At 40.1% G+C, this 21835-nt stretch carries 15 protein-coding genes; all 15 read left to right on the top strand.

Features of this window, described 5'->3' with window-relative positions; translation table 11 throughout:
* Positions 1 to 32 precede the first annotated feature (32 nt).
* The 15 genes from AC57BQ_RS07930 (at position 33) to AC57BQ_RS07860 (ending at position 21834) form a co-directional block, all read left to right on the top strand.
* Positions 33 to 911: a hypothetical protein gene (locus AC57BQ_RS07930; protein ID WP_496405763.1), complete on the top strand. Its 879-nt coding sequence runs from the start codon at positions 33 to 35 to the stop codon at positions 909 to 911.
* Between the two features lie 364 nt (positions 912 to 1275).
* The gene (locus AC57BQ_RS07925; RefSeq protein WP_496405762.1) at positions 1276 to 4668 is read left to right on the top strand and encodes a SusC/RagA family TonB-linked outer membrane protein; all 3393 of its coding nucleotides are present in this window, start codon (positions 1276 to 1278) and stop codon (positions 4666 to 4668) included.
* A gap of 23 nt (positions 4669 to 4691) precedes the next feature.
* Positions 4692 to 6218 (top strand): RagB/SusD family nutrient uptake outer membrane protein, encoded by a 1527-nt coding sequence (locus tag AC57BQ_RS07920; protein ID WP_496405761.1) that lies wholly within the window; start codon positions 4692 to 4694, stop codon positions 6216 to 6218.
* A gap of 441 nt (positions 6219 to 6659) precedes the next feature.
* The gene (locus tag AC57BQ_RS07915) at positions 6660 to 7256 is read left to right on the top strand and encodes a Pvc16 family protein (RefSeq protein ID WP_496405760.1); all 597 of its coding nucleotides are present in this window, start codon (positions 6660 to 6662) and stop codon (positions 7254 to 7256) included.
* A complete protein-coding gene (locus AC57BQ_RS07910; protein WP_496405759.1) occupies positions 7253 to 8425 on the top strand; it encodes a hypothetical protein in 1173 nt (390 codons plus the stop codon). Before AC57BQ_RS07915 ends, AC57BQ_RS07910 begins: the two co-directional genes overlap by 4 nt.
* Before the next feature lie 15 nt (positions 8426 to 8440).
* Positions 8441 to 10459 (top strand): phage tail sheath family protein, encoded by a 2019-nt coding sequence (locus AC57BQ_RS07905; protein ID WP_496405758.1) that lies wholly within the window; start codon positions 8441 to 8443, stop codon positions 10457 to 10459.
* A gap of 55 nt (positions 10460 to 10514) precedes the next feature.
* Positions 10515 to 10946, top strand: a complete 432-nt coding sequence (locus AC57BQ_RS07900) for a phage tail protein (RefSeq protein ID WP_076373029.1) — start codon at positions 10515 to 10517, stop codon at positions 10944 to 10946.
* Positions 10947 to 10948: 2 nt separating this feature from the next.
* The gene (locus AC57BQ_RS07895) at positions 10949 to 11473 is read left to right on the top strand and encodes a phage tail protein (protein ID WP_090470883.1); all 525 of its coding nucleotides are present in this window, start codon (positions 10949 to 10951) and stop codon (positions 11471 to 11473) included.
* A gap of 36 nt (positions 11474 to 11509) precedes the next feature.
* Positions 11510 to 11680, top strand: a complete 171-nt coding sequence (locus AC57BQ_RS07890; protein WP_496405757.1) for a DUF5908 family protein — start codon at positions 11510 to 11512, stop codon at positions 11678 to 11680.
* Between the two features lie 23 nt (positions 11681 to 11703).
* Positions 11704 to 12399 carry a CIS tube protein gene (locus AC57BQ_RS07885; protein ID WP_419698349.1) on the top strand — a complete coding sequence of 232 codons (696 nt, stop codon included), beginning with the start codon at positions 11704 to 11706 and terminating at the stop codon, positions 12397 to 12399.
* Positions 12400 to 12402: 3 nt separating this feature from the next.
* Entirely contained in the window at positions 12403 to 14199 is a 1797-nt protein-coding gene (gene vgrG / locus AC57BQ_RS07880) for a type VI secretion system tip protein VgrG (RefSeq protein ID WP_496405756.1), read from the top strand.
* A gap of 14 nt (positions 14200 to 14213) precedes the next feature.
* Entirely contained in the window at positions 14214 to 14504 is a 291-nt protein-coding gene (locus tag AC57BQ_RS07875; protein ID WP_496405755.1) for a PAAR domain-containing protein, read from the top strand.
* A gap of 1 nt (position 14505) precedes the next feature.
* A complete protein-coding gene (locus tag AC57BQ_RS07870; RefSeq protein WP_496405754.1) occupies positions 14506 to 14913 on the top strand; it encodes a GPW/gp25 family protein in 408 nt (135 codons plus the stop codon).
* A complete protein-coding gene (locus tag AC57BQ_RS07865) occupies positions 14913 to 18779 on the top strand; it encodes a baseplate J/gp47 family protein (RefSeq protein WP_496405753.1) in 3867 nt (1288 codons plus the stop codon). The genes AC57BQ_RS07870 and AC57BQ_RS07865 overlap by 1 nt, the downstream gene beginning before the upstream one ends.
* The gene (locus tag AC57BQ_RS07860; RefSeq protein ID WP_496405752.1) at positions 18772 to 21834 is read left to right on the top strand and encodes a baseplate wedge protein; all 3063 of its coding nucleotides are present in this window, start codon (positions 18772 to 18774) and stop codon (positions 21832 to 21834) included. Before AC57BQ_RS07865 ends, AC57BQ_RS07860 begins: the two co-directional genes overlap by 8 nt.
* The last annotated feature ends 1 nt before the right edge of the window (position 21835 follow it).

Genomic DNA, 21835 nt, shown 5'->3' with positions numbered 1-21835 from the left:
GCGTTATGTTTCAAACACATCAAAAGATCATCATGAAGAAATTACTTTTTGCTTCTACGGCTATACTATGTTTAGGGCTCTTCGCTTTTTTAAATAAAACGGTTGACATGGCTGTTACCCGTACCTTAACTATCGATTCATTAGGTGCTTGTCAAGGCATTTCTTATCAAAGCGGCAGGATATTTTTATATGGCGACCGTGAAGTTGGAATGATACGGGAATTTAAATTAATAGGGGACAGCCTTACCTATATTAACAAAGAATATAAGCTAACCACAAACGGACAGGATGTTATAAACCATCCAACCGGCGTAGCCTATAACGGAACCGGGCCAACTTTTATGGGTAATTCTGTCCGATTAAATAAGGAAGGTACAAAATGGAAAGCTGTAATTTATTGTATCGATTGGAAAGGCTTACTGAAAACCGGCACCCTTGATGGTAACCTGATCAATACAATTGATGATGATGCCTGTATTCAAGGTACAAGACCCGAATATGTAAAATACAACAGTAAATGGTATGTAGCTACTGCCGATTATGGCAATAATAGTAACGAAGTCAGGCTGTATGATCCGGAAACACTAAGAACGGCTTCTAAAACAAGCGATAAAGGAGTATTGTATAAAAAGTTCACCTGCACAGCCTGGGTTCAAAATTTACATTGGATAGCCTCAAACAATATACTTGTCCTCATTCAAAACCAAAAAGAGGGTAGGATGTGGCGCTTTACTTACATAGATCTTAAAAAATCAATTGAAACCGGTACACAACAAGTGATCAGGGAAATAAATATTGATGGAAAACAAGATGAATTAGAAGGTTTTTCATTTTTAGGAGATGCTGATAAGGGCATAGCCGTATCCTCTTCCCGAAAAAACAATGTAACCTTTACCAATACATCCTGGTAGATTCCTGTCTATTCAACTTTGCCGTTTTTTTACAATGTTGATAAACTTTGTATAGTTAATATAAACTTAACCTACAGACCTCATTGACTTAAGGTTATAGCGTTAGATTTGGCTTTCTCTTATCATATTTTCAATTTTATTATTATTTCATTATGAAATAATAAATATTATTACTTAGTAAATCGTTTTATTAATAATATTCAAGAAATTGCCTATGTAAAAACTGTTCTATAAAAAATGAAACCGGCTAAGATGAACCGGAGAATACCCTCATATTCTACCAGTCCGGAATTAATTGTCAAATAACTGGAAAAGCGGTTGCAATGCTTTCAGGAGTTACCATTAACAATCAATATTTAAATATATGTATAAAAAGATTACACCCAATCTTTTAAAAGGAAATCTTATAAAGATAAACGCTGTTTTACTCATAGTGTTTGCATTTTTACAACCCGTATATGCAAACTACAGCAAAGAAAGAATATTACATAACAGGGTTATGGAATCGCCTGTAAAAATATCAGGTACAGTAGTTGATGAAAAGGGCTTACCCTTACCCGGTGTAAGTGTTTATGAAAAAAAATCACACAAAGGAACTGCTACAGATATTAACGGTAAGTTTTCTATTACCGCTGAGCCAGGAACCACACTGATTTTTTCATTTGTAGGCTATACCAATCAAGAGATCGTTGTTGGTGATCATACAGAAATAACCGTTAAGTTATTACCATCAACAAACATCCTGAACGAAGTTGTAGCTATTGGTTACCAAACTGTACGTAAAAGTGATTTTACCGGCGCTATTGCCAGCGTTAAATCAGAAGAGCTGAACTTAACTGCTCCAACCGTGGGTCAGGCCCTGGTGGGTAAAGTTGCCGGTGTACAGGTATCGCAGGTTAGCGGTTCACCTTACTCAACCACTAAAATCAATGTACGCGGTGTTGGTTCATTCCTCGCAAGTTCAGATCCGCTCTATGTAATTGATGGATACGCGGCTGGTAACGATTTATTTATCAACCCCGATGATATCGAATCAATTGATGTATTGAAAGATGCTGCATCGGCTGCTATTTATGGTTCAAGGGCAGCAGGTGGTGTAGTACTTATTACAACCAAGCATGGTTCTAAAGAAAATAGCAAAGGCAAGTTTGAATATGATGTACAGGTTGGTGTTAACGGCTTAGCAAAGAAGGTTGATCTTTTAAATGCGGATCAGTTTGGGCAACTGGTGATAGACGGTCGTAACAACTCGTACCATGACCTTTGGATAACTACCGGCCATACCTGGAACGATGCTATGTATTCTGATCCGAATGCAACACGTATTGCCAATGTGGGTAACGCGGGTTCTGTAAGTATTCCGCCTTATTTATACAACTTTCAAACACAATCACTTATTCATCAAACAGTTAATACCGACTGGCAAGATGAATTGTATCGCCACCCGGTAACACAAAGCCATAGTCTCTCATTCTCGGGTAATTCAAATGGTACAAGATATTACTTCAGTACCGGCTACCAGGACGATCCCGGGATTATGTTAGGTACAGGACAGAAAAAAATCAACTTGCGTGCCAATATTGATGGCCAGATAGGTAAAAGGCTAAAAGTAGGAGCAAACATAGCATTTACTCAAACTACCAATCAGGAAACCCAGGACGGCCGCTGGGATCATAGCCCCGCATTTGGCGCATTGATATATATGCCGTTCTTTCCGGCTTACAACCCTGATGGCAGCATTGCCACAAACGTAGCTGCTGCACAATCAACAGCTTATGCTTTTCAGTCAATCGAAAACCCGATAGCAACAGCAACATTAATAAAAATAAACCGCGTAGGTGACCGGGCAACTTATAACGCGCATGCCAGTTATAACATTCTGGATGGCCTTTCGTTTAATGCCAACCTGGGTATGCAAACCTATGCCGAAAACTATAACTATTATTTACCTACCAATATTAGTAATGGTGCAAACCCACCAGGTTCATCTCAATCCATACAGGCAGCAAAAGCTATACGCCAAACAATTGATTATCGCGACCAGTTAGGTGAGTTTACCCTGAATTATACCAAACAGTTAGGTAAAAGTCATTTTGACGGATTAGTAGGTTATACAGCCCAGAAAACCACCAACAACGTACTTACTGTACAAGGTATAGGTTTTCAGAACGATAATATACCAAACATAACTGGCGCCAACCCTGCTCAAATAACGATCATCAAATCTAGCCCGCCCGAAGGGGTTCAGGCAACAGGAGATGATACCTATACATTATTATCATACCTGGGCAGGATAAATTATAATTATGACAGTAAATATTTCTTGTCGGCTTCATTCCGTACAGATGGATCTTCCCGTTTCGGTACTCAAAGCAGGTATGCGAATTTCCCATCAGTATCTGCAGGCTGGAACTTGTCTGACGAGCCCTTTTATCATGGATGGCTTGGAGACCAGTCAACCGTTAAGTTACGCGCCAGCTGGGGCTTAAGTGGCAACAACAATATTGGTAATTATACTGCACAGCAGGTATTTAACCCGCCATCAAACGCGGTATTTGGTACCGGGGCTACATCACCAGCGCTTACCGCCGGTAACATTGCTGATCAGGGTTTAACCTGGGAATCAACCTCACAATATAACTTTGGCGCTGATTTAGGCTTACTAAAAGGCCGCCTTTTCATTATCGTCAATTATTATCTCAGTCATTCTTATAACTTGTTATTTAATGCGCCAATATCTGCTATTTCAGGAAGCAACTTTATTACTACAAATTTAGGACCCGACTCCAAAATAAGCAATAAGGGTTTTGATTTCCAGGTTGACGGTAAGGTTATCGCCAAAAAAGATTTAAGCTTAAATTTAAGTGGTAACATATCCATCAATCGCAACAAAGTATTGAATCTTGGTAGTAGCAATACCATTATCAGCGCGGGCGCCGAGCGTTCATATTTAACCAACATTACACAGACAGGGCAACCTGTGGGTATGTTCTACGGCTATAAAGTTGCCGGGATAGTTAGTCAAGGCGATCTTGCTAATATCGCTGCAGATAAAGCCAACTATAATCCGGCTACACAGTCTTATCCGGCTGGTTATAAAATTAAAGGTCCGCCTATTTCTACATTTTCAAGTACACCGATACAGGCAGGCGATCTTTATTTTAAGGATGTTAACGGCGATGGCGTAATCAACTCCAAAGATGCAGGCATTATTGGCACTCCATATGCCAAGTTTACTTATGGTTTCGCTATAAATGCAACGTTCAAAAACTTCTATTTCAGCTCATCATTTGCCGGTTCTTATGGTAACCAGATAGTTGACGGACAAGATTACTACCTGTACAATATGGAAGGTTCAGGTAACCAATACGCAGACGTTGCCGATCGTTACCGCAATGCTGCCGATCCGGGTGCGGGGAGTGTTTATCGTGCATCTCGTGGTAGTACGCAAAGTAACAGCACCAGGCTATCAACCTTTTATTTACAGAGCGGCTCTTTTTTAAGAAATACCAATATGACATTGGGTTATACACTTAAATCAGATTATATAAGCCGCAACCTGGGCTTAGGCTCGCTGAGAATATATGGCGCGGTTAACAATGGCTTTACCATTACTAAATATAAAGGCTATAACCCTGAAGTTAATTATAATTATACGTATAGCGGTTCATCAAATACAAACCTTACCCCAGGTATTGATTATGGTGTTTACCCGTTGGTGCGTTCATATAACTTAGGCGTTAAAGCTACTTTTTAATTAAAAAACTAATTCTGAAGCAAATGAAGAATATAAATATAAAGTTATTTTGCCTGGTTGCGTTATTTGCGCTGGGTTCATGCAAAAAAGACTTTTTAGAACAAAGCAACCCGGATGCCTTTGCTGTATCTTTTAAAACCGAAAATGATGTATTATTAGCGGTTAACGGTTGTTACGCGCAATTAAGGAGTGGTAATACCATAGGCGAAGGTAGTGATCTGTGGACCGATCAGCGTTCTGATGACACCGGGACAAACGACAATCAATCAAATGCAGGCGAACCTTTTGGATTCAATAACTTTTCATTAATACCTACCAATAGCTATTTAAATACACATTGGAGTGCGATGTACTCCGTTATATCCAATTGCAATATTGTATTATCAAATATTGATAAGGTAACTTTTGCAAAGCCCGAAACCAAACAACAATATAAAGCCGAGGCTGAATTTATACGTGCCTTAATATATTTTCACATGGTTAGGGAATGGGGAGATGTACCGCTGGTTACCAAGCAGTTTACAAACCCAGATGATGTTACAGCGAGTACAGCCCGTAACCCGCAGGCAGCAGTTTATGCACAAATAGTTGCCGATTTAAAAGATGCCCAAGGCAGCCCATTGCCAGCCACCCAGGCTACAGGTACAATTGGTCGTATATCGCTTGCCGCAGTAAATACGTTGTCGGGCCAGGTTTATTTAACTATGGCTACTACACAGGATGCCGCTAATAAAACAACAAATCTGAACAATGCATTAGCAAGTCTCACAGCTGCGTATAACGCTAAAACTTTTGGTAATTTAAAAGATATCCCTTATACCGATGTTTTTGATGTAACCAAAAAAAGCACTTGCCCCGAGCTTATCTGGCAAATAGTGAACATACAGGGCGACCCTACTTATAGTTCAAGTATAGCAGCCAATAGCCAGGCTAAAGGCGAAACTATTAATTCGCTGAAAACATCAAGCGGTGTAGGCAATAATGTTACCCATGATCTGGTGAATGACTATGAAGCCAATGACCTCCGTGGTACATTCTCAATCAAATTTGCAAATGACCAAACTGTTAAGGATTGGTTTGTAACCAAATTCAGGGATGTAAGTACCACTGCAGGTAAAAACGGTTACGGAGGTAACGATTGGATTCTGATGCGTTACGCTGATGTGATATTAATGCTTGCCGAAGTAAACATGTACCTTGGTAACAATACAGCCGCTATTCAGTATTTGGATATGGTACGTGCCAGGGCTGCTATGCCTACCTATGAGGTTTCTTCACAAGACCCAACCTATAACGCTAAATATCCAACACTTAAACTGGCTATATTACATGAGCGCCGCGTGGAGCTTGCTTTTGAGCACCACCGTTTATTTGACTTGTTAAGAAGCTTTACTACTGATGAACTGGTAGCATACTTCCACAGCAAAAAACAGGCTGACTTTGGTTCGGCACTGCTTTCAAATTTCACAACTAAAGACAGGTATTTCCCAATACCATTTAACGAAACCAAGTTAAATCCGGTTAAAATGTACCAAAACCCGGGATATTAATGGTACGCATCTGTTTATACAATAACAAAAAAGGAGAACCTTAGGTTCTCCTTTTTTGTTATCAATCATTTTTATAATACAAACTAAGTCCTTTTTTTCCAGCCATTCCTTCAATGCCGGCAAGCTTTCCTCTACTCAAGAAGAAAATAAATTCATAACTAATATGATATTTTAATAATACAATAAGAATCATATCAAATCCGGTTATTAACATTAGTTAACTTCCTCAATTACAGAAACAAATACTTGTCATAAAGACACAATGAAGTCACGTAAAAATACGCAAGTATTTAAAGTATTTTTCGTAAAAGTACGCGTATTAATTATTAATTAAGCCTATACTTTTACATCATAATAATTCTCCCTGAAATTATTATACCGCTGTTTTATACATCCCTTTTATAAAGCAGAATTTTTAACCAGAATAAACTTTATTTCACGATGATAGATCAGGTTTTAACATTCTTGAACACGCGATTGGATCAATACCTGCGGTTAAAGTTGGATCCATCCAACAGTAACTCCTTTATCCAGGTAGCCAATATTGCCTGGAATGATAGTGAGACCTCTGGGTCTAACGGAGCGAACAGTCCTGCAAATGCATTCATAACCTTAGTAAATATTGAAGAGGACAGGATCAGTAAATCACCTGAAAATTATGTTCGGCAGGGGAGTGAAACAACCTATAGAAATCCTAAAATATACCTCAACCTCTATGTACTGTTTGCAGTTAACCTGTCATCTTATACAGAGTCGTTAAAACGACTTTCTTTTATCATCCAGTTTTTTCAATATCAAAATGTATTTACACCGCTTAGTTCACCTGATTTACCGGCTGGTGTCGAAAAACTGATCCTGGATCTCAATACGCTGTCATTTCAGGACATGAATAATTTATGGGGCATACTGGGTTCAAAATACCTGCCATCTGTAATGTATAAAATGCGGATGATTAGTATAAGTGAAGAATTTACTCAGGGGAATGCTCCATTGTTACACGAAATTATTGTTAACGACAAAACGCTGCAAACGTTATGATAGATATCAATTTTGGAAGCCTGTTCACGATTGAACTATTGCATAGTTACTATAAAGATCAACTATGTCCGGACTTTAGTATTTCACCCTCAAACCAAACGGCAAGAACTTTAAGTGGTCATCAAATAATTGCACGGCAGTATTTTAACCAATTAATTACCGGGGTAAACAGTACTGGCAAAGTAAGCCCACCCAAACCATTTACTGCAATTGAAACAGGCACGCAGTTTACTTTTTTCATGCAACTTAATAATCCCGTATTTTTTAACTATACCAATTTATCGTCGGCTGCACCTGGTAAAATTTACTATTTCACTAATAGAAATAATAACGTCAGTAACGGAAAAACTTTTCTGTCGGGCAAAATAGCGGCTTATGATGCAGCCAGTACTTATGCTCCGGGTGATCTGGCTTCAAATGGTACAGGTACAATATACCGGTCTATTGGCAGCAGTAAACCCGGAAATAGTTTCAATCTTACAGATACCAACCATTGGATGGCGATAGATAAAAATCAGTATTTGTCTGAAACAGATGCTTTGAAATGGATGCCATCTATATCAGCGTATCAATTGGGTTCTGCACAACCATCGGTCAACATATCTGTATTGGGGTATAATAGCATTACAACTGCTTACACTCAATCCGTATTTTCAAAAACAATAGCTTTTGCAAACCCGGCATCATCATTCACACTTGATCTCAGTTTTTTGCAACCAGGTAAATATTCGTTGACGATTAACGGAACCCAGCAATGGATCTATATTAATGATGAACTTAACGATAGTAAAACCTTTGCGGTAATTGATATTTTCCATGATGCAGCACCTGTTTCATGTAGTTTGCTTGATGCAAATGGAGCTCTTCTTAATCCTGCTCCTCATTATAGTATTTACTTCTTAAGCCGTGCAACTATTTGGAAATATATTCTGGCAAGCAAGCAGCAGGGAAATATTAATGACACAGCAAATTTATATCACTTTGCTAATCCCGCAAGTATCATTACTTCACTTACACCAATTCCATTAAGCAATAAGGCACTCAATTTAAAACTAACATTAAATAATCATGATTATTCTCCAATTGCTTGTGCAGATCCTCAGAGGCTCGTCACAATTACAAAGGGTACCGATACTTATCCATGTTCAGAGATCTTTTTAAACTTTTAATAAAAACCGATAAATATGTCACAAATAAACGAAAGCACAATTAAAACTCCAGGGGTTTATGTGAATGAAATTCCATCCTTTCCGCCATCTATTGCTCAGGTGGCCACCGCGGTTCCGGTATTTATCGGATACTCGCAAGATGCAACAAGAAATGGGAAGAGTGTAGTTAACCAGGCTGTACGTATTTCCTCACTTGTTCAGTACGTACAGTATTTTGGTGCCGATTTTCCGAATCTAACCGCTAATGTAGCGCTTAAGCCAGACAATAGCGTAGATACGGTGAATATATCGCCAAGATATCAGTTGTATAACGCTGTAAGAATGTTTTACAGTAATGGCGGTGTTAACTGCTACATCATTTCTGTAGGTAAATACAAAAATGATGGTTCTGTTCTGATTACCGACTTTATTGACGCTGGCAAGATCAGAGCTTTTGAAGTTTTACGTAAAGAGGATGAACCAACGCTGATAGTTGTTCCTGATGCCATTTTATTTGGCGCCAGCGACTTTAACAACCTGGCCACAACATCATTGAAAGCCTGTGCCGATTTACAGGACAGATTTACGATCCTGGATGTACTTAATGGCGACAAGGAGAGGACTTACGATAACTCAGATGTTATAACCGTTTTCAGAAATGGAATAGGTTCAGCTAATCTGAATTATGGCGCCGCTTATTATCCGTGGCTGCGTTCAAGTTTATCATACTCTTTTTCTTATCGAAATATTCAGCTGCAAAAACCTGCCGGTACCAACGTGCTTACAAAAAATGTGATAACAAATAATGTTTTTGTAACACAAATTGACAGGGCCGTAACCGATCTGAATACACACATCAACACTTTTGTTAATACACCTGCCTTTGGCGCTCCGTTCAATGTGACTCCTTACACCGGTGCAATAACTGATGCTTATGGCGTAATACCTGCAACCAGTGACAAGCCAGAAATGACGCTGCGACTATCTTATATTAAGGATATCATATTAGGTTTTGTGGCATTAAACAGCACCTTAACCGATGCTGATCCAAGTCACATTTACGGTGGCCGTACAACCAAGGATATTCACACCACCTATACACGGGCAGGAGCCACCGCAGCTGATATTTCACCGATGGATCAGCTGATCCGTGAACTTCTTCTTTTGGATGAAAGTTTTCCGGGTGGAGCTGTTGGTGCAGCGCTCCCTGCTAATTTCTCAACGACACCGTTATTTCCAAATGCCGCAACCGTAGTAGCTGATCCAACCATATACGGCACACCTGCACCTGTCGATGCCGCTGCTGCTGTAAAATACATCAGATCAAGAGTTAACAACCTGTATTCAGCAGTTGTGAATTCTGTGATGGCATTCATCAATGAGGTGAACCTGCGTTTGCAAAATCTGGAAATTCAATTGAATGACTCCAGTTCAATATACAACAACATTACTGTAGCCATTAAAAATCAAGGCATTGTGGTACCACCAAGCGGAGCCCTGGCAGGTATTTATGCATCAGTTGATGGTACAAGAGGCGTTTGGAAAGCTCCGGCAAATGTAAGTGTCAATACTATAGTAGAGCCATTGGTGAATATCGATGATAATACACAGGAAGACCTGAACATTGATACCGATTCTGGCAAATCAGTTAACGCTGTGCGTGCGTTTACAGGCAAAGGTATCCTGGTTTGGGGAGCCCGTACACTGGATGGTAACAGTAATGATTTCAGATACATATCTGTACGCCGCTTTTATATCATGGTTGAAGAATCAGTTAAAAAAGCAGCCATGCAATTTGTATTTGAACCCAATGATGGCAACACCTGGGTACGTGTACGCGCTATGATCGAAAACTATCTCACTAATCTATGGCGTCTGGGCGCTTTGGCCGGGCCCAAACCTGAGCAAGCATTTTATGTAAAAGTTGGTCTGGGACAAACCATGACTTTTGATGACATCCTTAATGGAAAAATGATCATTGAAATAGGCATGGCTCCAGTACGCCCAGCTGAGTTTATCATCTTGCGTTTCTCACAGATACAGCAACAAGCTTAACAGTAGAGTTTATTAAAAATTAATTATCAATCAATCAATCTAAAACTTAAATATTATGGCTAATTACCCACTTCCGAAATTCCATTTTAGTGTTGACTGGGGCGGCACACGCATCGGCTTCACTGACGTAAGCGGACTTGATATAACAAACGATATAATTGAATATCGCGACGGCGCAAGCCCTGAGTATCATAAAATAAAGATGCCCGGACAGCGCAAATTCAGCAACATCACCCTTAAACGTGGTGTGTTTAAATCAGACAATGAGTTTTATAACTGGCACAACTCTATCAACATGAATACAGTTGAGCGCCGCGACATCACCATCAGTCTGCTTGACGAAACATTAGCACCTGTAGTGGTATGGAAAGTTAAAAACGCCTGGCCAACCAAAGTTACATCTACCGACTTAAAGGCCGATGGTAATGAGGTTGCTATCGAAACACTTGAACTGGCACATGAAGGCTTAACCATGCAAAACGAATAGCCATGTTTGATTATCCTTTTACCGGCTTCCATTTCCTGGTAGTATTTGAAATATTTCCGCAGGTGCCAAATGATTTCCGTTTTCAGGATGTTACAGGCTTAACTGTTGATGTGGGTCTGGATACTTACAAAGAGGGTGGCGAGAACCGTTTTGTTCACCGGTTGCCCGGGCGTAATACGTATTCTGATCTCGTTTTAAAACGGGGGATGACACTGGTATCAGGAGTAACAGCCTGGTGTCTTGATTCGATAGAGAATTTCAATTATCAGCCTACTAATATGTTGATATCGCTTTTAAACGCAGATCATTTACCGGTATCGTCATGGTACATAGCTAATGCTATACCGATCAAATACAGTCTTTCGTCTTTTAACGCGGAAACCAACTCGATAGTTATTGAATCAATGACCCTTCGCTATGAGTACTACAAAACGCTAAATCTATCAGCAGCAGTTGGTGCAGCAGTAGGTGCCGTGGCCGATCTGTTTGGTGGAGCCAGTGCAAGTGCGAGTATTTCCGTAGGGTAATCAACATGTTTTTACAAACAGTTTAATAATAAACCAATGCCAGTAGAAATACGAGAATTGCAAATTACCACAACCATAACCGAGGGTGGCAGTGCGAGCGGTAATACATCGTCAACAGCACCCGCTACTGCTACAGGTGGTGAGGATATTATTGCCAAGTGTGTTGAACAGGTATTGGAAATTTTAAAAGAAAAAACTGACCGCTAATGAGCCTGGGTGAATTAAAAAAGATGAAGTTGGTTGCCTATACCGACATCAGTTTTAGCACAAAAGCCGACGGATTGGATTACGATGTATTGATCAATCCGGAATCATATGCGCTTACTTACGGAACCGAGGTGAATCAAAAAAGCGCCCAAGGCTCCAGTGAAAGTATTACTTCTTTTAGTAAAAGATCTGCACAGTCCCTCACTTTCAAATTCTTGTTTGATGGTACCGGTGTGATAAAAAGGGGAGGTGGGGGCTTGTTATCAGGTTTAGCTGTACCGGGATTGCCGGCAGATAAACCTGATGTGGTTCAGGACTTTGAAAAGTTTAAAAGCGTGGTTTACGATTACGATGGTACAACCCATCAACCGCGCTATGTTCAGTTACAATGGGGGCCATTACTTTACAATTGCCAGATGACCCGCATGACGTTGACTTTTAAACTGTTCAACCCCGACGGCACACCTTTGCGGGCAGAAGCTGATTGTACCTTCCAGGGAGTAATTGATGAAACCAAACTGGCGGCCATTGAAAACCGCCAATCGCCTGACCTAACACATATCCGAACGGTAATTAAGGGTGATACGCTCCCCTTAATGTGCTACAAGGAGTATGGGGATAGTAAATATTACTACCAGGTAGCACAATACAACGGCCTAACCGATTTTAAAAAATTAACCGCAGGAACTAAAATTATTTTTCCACCAATTGCAAAATAAACCATGTCACTAAGCCAAACATTACCAGGAACACAAGATACAGATCTGGTTACCTTCACTATAAAGGTAAACGGAACCGTATTGGGTGCATCTTATCAGGTGGCTTCCATGAATTTTAGTAAAGAAATAAACCGTATCCCGGTGGCTAAGCTGTTGATATATGATGGCGACGCTTCGGCACAGGATTTTGCAATAAGTAATGAGCCAACACTGATTCCTGGTGCTGAAATTGAGATAGCTGCCGGTTATCATGCAGACGAAGCGACACTTTTTAGCGGCATTATTTTAAGACATAGTTTAAAAATAAGGGGGAATGGCTCACCCATGTTAATACTGGACTGCCGTGACAAGGCAGTAAAAATGACCGTGGCCCGCAAGAACAAATATTTTTATGATACTAAAGACAGCGACGCCATTACGGAGATCATCGGTAACTACGGCTTAGATACCGACATAGAGGACACCAGCACTACGCTAAAAGCCCTTGTTCAGTATGACTGTACCGACTGGGATTTTATGGTATCGCGTATGGAAACTAACGGAAAGCTTTGTACGGTTGATAACGGCAAAATAACCGTAAAGAAACCTGATTTCAGTTCGGCAACAGTACTCGACGCTTTATTTGGGGCAACCATACTGGAGTTTGATGCTGATCTGGATGCGCGTAATCAATATCAAAGCCTCACAGCTAAAACCTGGGATTATACTACTCAGGAAATAACTACTGCAAGCGCTGCTGAACCCGGGTTTGAAGAAAATGGCAATATTTCAGGTAGCGATCTGGGGGCAGTGTTGGGTGTATCAGAATATGACCTGTACTCAGGTGAAGACCTTACAACTGATGAATTACAAAGTTTGGCAGATGGGCGTCTTCAAAAAGCACGTATGTCACGCTGTAGGGGCAGGGTTCGTTTTCGTGGCTATGGTGGTCAGTTAAACCCAGGCGACCTGATCAATATTGGTGGCGTAGGTGACCGCTTTAACGGAAAAGTATTTGTATCAGGAGTGCGCCATGAAATAGTAAATGGTAGCTGGACAACCGACGTGCAATTTGGTTTATCTAATGAGCTATTTACACGCCAACCAGATGTAAATTCTGCGCCGGCTGTTGATATGCTACCAGCCATACAAGGCTTACAGATAGGGATCGTAACCGATCTGGAAAATGACCCTGATACGCAGGACCGGATCCGCGTAAGGCTACCCATTATTGATCCGGCCGAAGATGGTGTATGGACTCGTATAGCTTGTATGGATGCCGGTAATAACCGGGGCACTTTCTTCCGCCCCGAAATTGGGGATGAGGTAGTGGTTGGTTTTTTAAATAATGACCCCAGGCACCCGGTAGTACTAGGTATGCTGAACAGTAGTACCAAACCTGCTCCATTGAAAGCCGCTAATAAAAACGATGAAAAGGGGTATACCTCTCGCAGTGGAATGAAAATGATCTTTAACGACGACGAAAAGTCGTTAAAAATTGAAACACCGGCGGGTAAAAAGGTAACCATCAGCGAAAAAGAAGGCTACATACAAATGGAGGACGAGAATAACAATAAGGTAACCATGGACTCATCGGCCATAAGCCTGGAAAGCGGAGCAGATATCAAAATAAAGGCAACCGGTGATCTATCCATTGAAGCTACCAATGTTTCTATAAAACCATCTTCCAGCTTTGAGATGAGTGCGGGTGGAGCTTCAATAAAAGCCGATAGCGGCAGTGCCGCCATATCGGCCCCATCTGTAAAGGTAGAAGGTTCAGGCACGGCCACCATAAAAGGCGGTGTAGTAATGATTAACTAAATAAGAAAAGAATTATGCCACTCGCAGCAAGAGTTTCAGATATGCACGTTTGCCCCATGTTTACAGGGCCGGTTCCGCATGTGGGAGGGCCTGTGTTGCCCCCGGGAAGCCCTACCGTATTAATAGGTGGCCTACCGGCCGCATGCGTGGGTGATATGTGTACGTGTGCAGGTCCGCCGGATGTAATAGCAATGGGATCTGCAACAGTATTAATAGGAGGTAAACCAGCAGCACGCATGGGCGATCCAACGGCGCATGGCGGTTCAATCATAATAGGATGTCCAACAGTAATTATAGGAGGTTAACATGTCAGATTCATTTTTAGGAACAGGGTGGAGTTTTCCACCAACATTTGATACCACTGCAAACTCGGTAATCATGACCAGTGATGAGACTGACATACAACTCAGTTTACAGATATTACTGGCAACAAGAAAGGGTGAACGGGTGATGGTACCTGATTATGGCTGTAATCTGGACGAAATGCTCTTTGAGCCCATGACTACCACATTTAAAACCTATATCCGCGAGATGATCAAAACGGCCATACTTTATTATGAACCCCGGATTGATCTGAGCTCGATACAGGTTGATGACAGCCGCGAAACAGAAGGAGTGATCCTGATCATGCTTAATTACACTGTTCGCACCACAAATTCAAGGTTCAATTTTGTATATCCTTACTATAAAAACGAAGGAACAGAAATACACTAATGGCAAATAATTGTTTCGATACCAAACTCTTATCCTATAACGGCACCAGCCAGGCGCAGCGTGCGTTGGATGCTCTTTTGGCTAAATGTGCACTTGTAGATGAGCGGACAGATGCAGATCTCATCTTGCTTACAAAAAAATACAGCGCCTGGTTAAACTATTACGATAATACCAATACGATCAATGGCGACTGGCAACAACTCATGGGTAAAGATATTGCCGTAGTAATTGCAGCAATTGCCGAATGGAGAATAAATGATTATGCATCATTCATTAAATATTTAAATGACACCATAGTCAATGCTCCTACTGATGCCGATGCAAAGAATAACTTTAAAATTCTTTTTGATTTTGTTTTTTCAATCACCGCAGCGCTTGATGATGCCTATAAACATTTGGCAGATGATCTGAGCTATAAAACTTTTTTATCTGTTTCCATCGTTTCCAAAGTGGCGGCACCACTAAGCATACTGTTTCAATATTATGAAAGTTTTGTGACTGGTTCACTTATAGATCCAACTTCAACTTACACAGATGCGCTAACTCCTGTCGACGATATTGTATACTCACAAAATTTCACTTTTGATCCGTTGAAGAGGGTTTTTGTTATTTCTTCACAGAAACGGTTGGAAAGTATTTTTACAGTTGATCCCCCGGTTACCGCATTCCCGATCACATTAACAGGCGCCATACACGAAGATATTGACCATATCCTTACACATAATTTATTTACGGGGGCTTTGCAGTCATTTATTTCGGGCATTATTAATATAGTAAGCCGCACGCCGGCTTACCTATCCGAAGCAATGGATAATTACCCAACGCATGCACCTCATTATGCCCTTTATCTGGCTTTCATAAAACTATTTGGCTTTGCCCAGCAACATTTAAATCAGTATACTAAAAAGCATCTCGACTTTTACTACAAGCAGGTTCTACAGCTAAGTAATAATGTGGCCGAAGCCGATTTTGTACACCTGGTTTTTGAGCTGCAAAAAAATATAGATCAACACTTATTACCTAAAGGCACTTCATTTAAGGCCGGGAAAGATACCAATAATAAAGACTTATTCTATTCGCTCACAGATGATCTTGTAGTCCAGACAGCTGGAGTTCAGGCACTAAAGTCTATTTATTTAAACAAGGATAACACACCGGTAACGCTGTATGCTTCACCTATTGCCAATTCAGAAGATGGGCAGGGTGGTAAATTGCTAACCGCGGATAATTCCTGGTTCCCATTTGGTAACCCTAAGAATATTCAACAAGCCTCCATAGGTTTTGCTGTGGCATCAAACGTATTATACTTAAATGAGGGCAAACGAACTATAACATTAACCTTTACTTGTGATAGTTTAGCTGGTATTGCAACTGCAGACCTTTCCGCAATATTCAGCATACAATTAACCGGTAAAAAAAGCTGGTATACTGCACCTGTTTACACAGTTTCGGTCATTAATAATACCACATTCTCATTAACGGTGGTTTTAGAGGGTGATGCACCCGCCATAGTTTCCTATTCGTCAAAAATACATGGAGGAAACTTTGATATTACGCTACCTATGGTTCAGGTATTACTTAACGGTTATACATCATATCAGAAAATAAAGATCCCACGCATAAATGGGGTAACCATATCGGTAGGTGTTGATGCTGTTAAAAATTTAATACTACAAAACGATGATGGCAAAGTAAACCCGGCAAAACCATTTAAACCATTTGGTGATTTCCCTGAAAACGGAGCCTCATTTATCATTGGCAGTAAGGAGATTTTTCAGAAACAACTAACCAAATTAACCATAGATTTTGACTGGCAGGAGGCACCGTTATCTAAAACAACAGTAAATATATCCTCTTTAGCTAAAGGCAGTTGGTTATCCGTTGCAAGTGGAACGAGTTTATATGCATCCAGTATTGTTATCACCGATCTGCAACAAGGGGTACGTAACCCACAAACATTTAATGATCTCAACGCACGCAACTCTTTAACAGCTGATATTACTTCTGTAGTAAATAAAGGTTTAGCATTTGAAGTTAACAACGCTCTTTCCATGAACATGAGCAGTTTGACACAAAATGATCAGCCTTTTAATGTTAAGAATATAATTAACAGTGGCTTATCACTTGACCGGGGTAATACTATCAAAAGTGGCGTTCCTAATATGGTCATAGCCGCCCCAATAGATCGTTTGGACGTAACAAAACCGAAAGAGATTGACATTACCGGTTTAGAACGTGTAGTACAATCACCTGAGGATTTCACAAACAATGAAGACTATAGCATAACTTCTATTGACGGTTATCTAAAACTGGAAATGATTGGTGATGATTATAGTTTGAATACGTTTCAAAAAAACATACCTCATCCATCAGTTAAAGTAGTTTATGATACTACAAACACAAATAAAATTGTGGGTTATACTGTTGATACAAGTGCGGTTCCTGTACCTAATCATCCGGTTTTAAAATCAATAAATGTAAAATATACCGCAGAAGATAGTATTGTTTTCAGTAACACAGATTTTACTAACCGCAGCAATTTCTTTTATCATCTGGAGCCCTTCGGTTTCCGTGAAATGCACCCGGCAACTACCACAGATACACTTACATTATTACCGGTTTTTAATATAGAAGACGGAATAACCACAGATGACGGGGGCGAATTATGGATAGGGCTGAATAATGCCAAACCCGACGAAACATTCTCTATCCTGTTTCAGGTATCTGATGGCAGCGCCAATCCGCTAAAAAACATGACCCAGGTTAATTGGTATTATTTAAGTAATAACAATTGGTTACCATTTAACAAACAATCAGTTACAGATCAAACCAATAATCTAACCAGCTCAGGTTTGGTAATATTTAATATCCCTGCAAATGCTACTCTTATTAATAGCCGTGCAGACAACGGATTGATCTGGATAAAAGCCGGCGTGCAACACGATACAGATGCGATCTGTAATTTAATTGCTGTCGACGTAAATTCAGCGAAAGCCCAGTTTGTTCAGGATATTACCAATAACATAGTATTTACTAAGATATTACCTCCAAATATCATTAGTAAGCCCGCAATTGCCGACGCTGCGTTAAAGAAAACACAACAACCGTATACCTCATTTGGAGGCCGTGTGCAGGAAACGGATGATCAGTTTTATCAACGTGTTAGTGAACGCCTGCGTCATAAAAACCGGGCCATTACCACATGGGATTATGAACGTTTGATATTGCAGTATTTCCCGCAGGTTTTCAAGGTAAAATGTATTGATCATACCGGGTTTCTCCCCGATGTGAACACCAATCAGCAAAAATATAGTGAGACGCTGGCGGGACATGTAACGATAATAACCATCCCTGATCTGACGCATCTAAATAACGCCAATCCGCTTCGACCATATACCAGTATAGGTTTGTTGACCGAAATTGAGAAGTACATTAAAACACTGACATCGCCATTCGTAAAACTACACCTCAGCAACCCATCATTTGAAGAAGTACAGTTTGAATTTAGCGTTACGTTCCGCGAAAATATCGATCCTGTTTATTTCTCCAATCAGTTGAACAATGAGATTGAGCAATTTTTAACCCCCTGGGCATTTGGCAACCCACAGGCCATTCAATTTGGTAATAGTATTGAAAAATCTGTGGTGCTCAATTTTATTGAAGAAAGGCCCTATGTAGACTTTGTTACCTGTTTTAAAATGAACCACATTATACTTCGTGAAGGTCAGGTAGTAATACAGGCGCAATACGATATAGATGAAGCGATAGCAAGCACTTCCAGATCAATTTTAGTATCATACTATAATGAAGAAACCAAAGTAAAACATTTAATTAATTCACCAGCTAACTGTGATTGCAATGGATAAGCAAAAAGTAATCAGTAAAGATCCAGGTTTAACCGTCGATCAAAATTATGTTTTTCTCAGAGAGGCCGGCCTGGGTTATATTGAAAAGCTTAGTGGTAAAATCTGGACAGATTATAATGAGCATGACCCAGGTATTACGATTTTGGAGGCCCTTTGTTATGCTATAACCGAGTTAGGCTACAGAACAGGGATGCCTATGGAAGATCTGCTTACAGACGAAGATGGCAAAATAGCATCTACACAAACTTTATATACCGCCAAGAACATACTAACTCAATCGCCACTTACGGTTAATGATTATCGCAAATTACTGATAGATATAGTAGGGGTACATAATGCCTGGTTTTTGTATGACGACTACTATATCCATAACGATCAAAACATTCCGGCCGGTGAAATAGCCCTTTATGCAGATTGTAAAGCGGATTCATTATCGTACCAGGAAACACCGCACCCGGTTTATTTATCAGGTTTATATAAAATATTACTGGACCTTGATTCAGATCAGCAGTTTGGCGATATGAACAATGGTGAGTTACAGATTTTAAATCCTGCAAGCGGCAAATTTAAAGGAGGTGATGTTGGGCTTACCATCGTTTTTCCCATATGGGATGATCCGGGCGTAGCCAAATTATTAACCATTGATCCAAAAACCGTTTCCGGTGCTACTGCCAGTTTTACAACCGGTAGTAGTATTATTATTCAAATTGATTTTAATTACACCATTGGAAGTTCAAACTTTTCAGCAGTAATTGCAGGTATAGTTGATATTGATCTTCAACCTTCGGGCCAGCCTGTACAAATGAGTGATATTCAAGCCTTTTTTAGTGCTGATTTTACTGCGCAGGTACTTAATCTATACCTGTTAAAAATTCAACAGGCAAAACGTATCGTTCAATCGGCCATCCGAACCTTAAATGAAAACAGAAATCTATGTGAAGATTTTGTTAGTGTTACCACTATAAAAGATGAAGAAATAGCCATTTGCTGCGACATAGAAGTTTCGCCATCTGCAGATATGGAACAGATACAGGCCCAGGTATTTTATGCTATTGAGGAATATCTTAATCCTTCGGTGAACTTTTACCTGTTAAGTGAATTGCAGGACAAGCGCTATACTACAGATGCCATATTTGAGGGCCCCGTACTGCAGCATGGATTTATTGATACTGATGAACTGGAGCAAACCCAGTTGCGTGGGGAAATATATGCATCAGATATCATCAGCCTGATCATGGATATTGACGGCGTATTGGGAGCCCGGAATTTTATGATGACAAAATATGGAGCTGATGATAAACCTGTTCCTGGTTTAAGCGGAAAAAACTGGTGTATGCCTATTACAACAGGTCATAAACCTGTGTTTTCTGAAACGAAATCAAAACTCCTCTTTTATAAAAACCAATTTCCATATTTACCATCTCTTACCGAGGTACGCGATACACTTAAATGGCTGCGCGCAGTAAAAGCCCGGAATAAACTTTCCGGTCATACTGATGATTTGGCTGTCCCTTCCGGCAACTATTACCCATTGGATAATTACACTTCTGTTGAATATCTTTTACCACAAACCTATGGCATTGGCTCGGCTGGACTTTCAACAAATGTAAGCGATGAAAGAAAAGGACAAGCCAAACAGTTACAAGCCTATTTATTACTATTTGATCAGTTACTAGCTGATTTCTTTTCACAGCTAAACGGCGCAAAAGAATTGTTTTCCACAGAGAATATCGTGCAAACTTATTATGCACAGTTCCTGGGTGATATCAAAAATATTAAACCGGTTTATAAACAGGATGGAGCAGCCCATACTATTGAACAACGGGTGATGCAAAATCAGAACTCAACCACAGTCCCAGCAAACGATTGGCAAAACTTGTATGAATTAAATGAAGTTTTCACCGACCGTCGTAGCCGTTTCCTTGATCACCTGATGAGTCGTTTTGGTGAATCATTCAATGATTATGTTTTATTGAACTATTCACTTGATTATGCAACTCAAAAAGAATCTAATTTAACACCTGCGGATATAATCGATAGCAAGATCTCCTTTTTGAAGGATTATCCGGTTATAAGTTATCAAAGGGGAAGAGCGTTTAACTATTTCCCACAAAACTACTTTCCTCCTCAACCAGACTTTTCTATAGACACCACTAAATTGTGGGATACCGATAATGTATCGGGTTTAGAGAAAAAACTATGCCACCTGGGTGGTATCAAGAATTTTTATCGCAGGTTTTTGTATTGTATAGGTAACGTTACTATTATCACTACTAATGATACACCAGCTAAATACCAGTTTTCATTCAGCAATCAAAACGGTGGAACCTTAACCTCAGTGGCAATTTACGATACGCAGGAGGAATTGAATAATGCCTTACCCGCATTTATGGATCTTGTTTTAACTGATGAACACTATGATATTAAACAAACTGACAGCAACTGGAATATTTATGTTATCGATAATGAAGATAATAACCTTGCTATAAGTAATGATTTTACATCCCTGGCAAATGCAAATGCTGCATTGGCTCTGTTTGTAACGGAGTTTAATAAGGAATGTAACGCCGACGGGCTTCATCTGATTGAGCATTTGCTTTTAAGACCACGGAGTGACCAATTTAAAAAATTCGCACCGGTATGCCTGGATCAGAATTGTGATTTTTGCGGTGAGCAGGACCCTTACTCCTTCAAAATGTCTGTCGTGCTGCCTTACTGGCCACTGCACTTCCGAAATTTAGCTTTCCGAAATTATTTTGAAGATATCATACGGCAAGAAACCCCCGCGCATACCATGGTAAAAATCTGCTGGATAAATGACCAGTCGATTTATGATTTTGAAAATGCTTATAAGGCGTGGATAACAGCTTTAGCGAATTATTCATCTGATAATACCAAAATAGATGATCTGCAGCAAACCAATGATACGCTGATACAACTGCTGTTTAATTTACATAGTGAATACCCGGTAGCCACTTTGCACGATTGTGCGGAAAGCAAGGATACCAACCCGGTAATGCTGGGCAAAACCATTTTAGGATCTTTAAAAAATTGAT

Source organism: Mucilaginibacter sp. BGA-UO-ETr-C110 (assembly GCF_059567985.1).
This window is presented reverse-complemented; position numbering and strand designations above follow the sequence as displayed.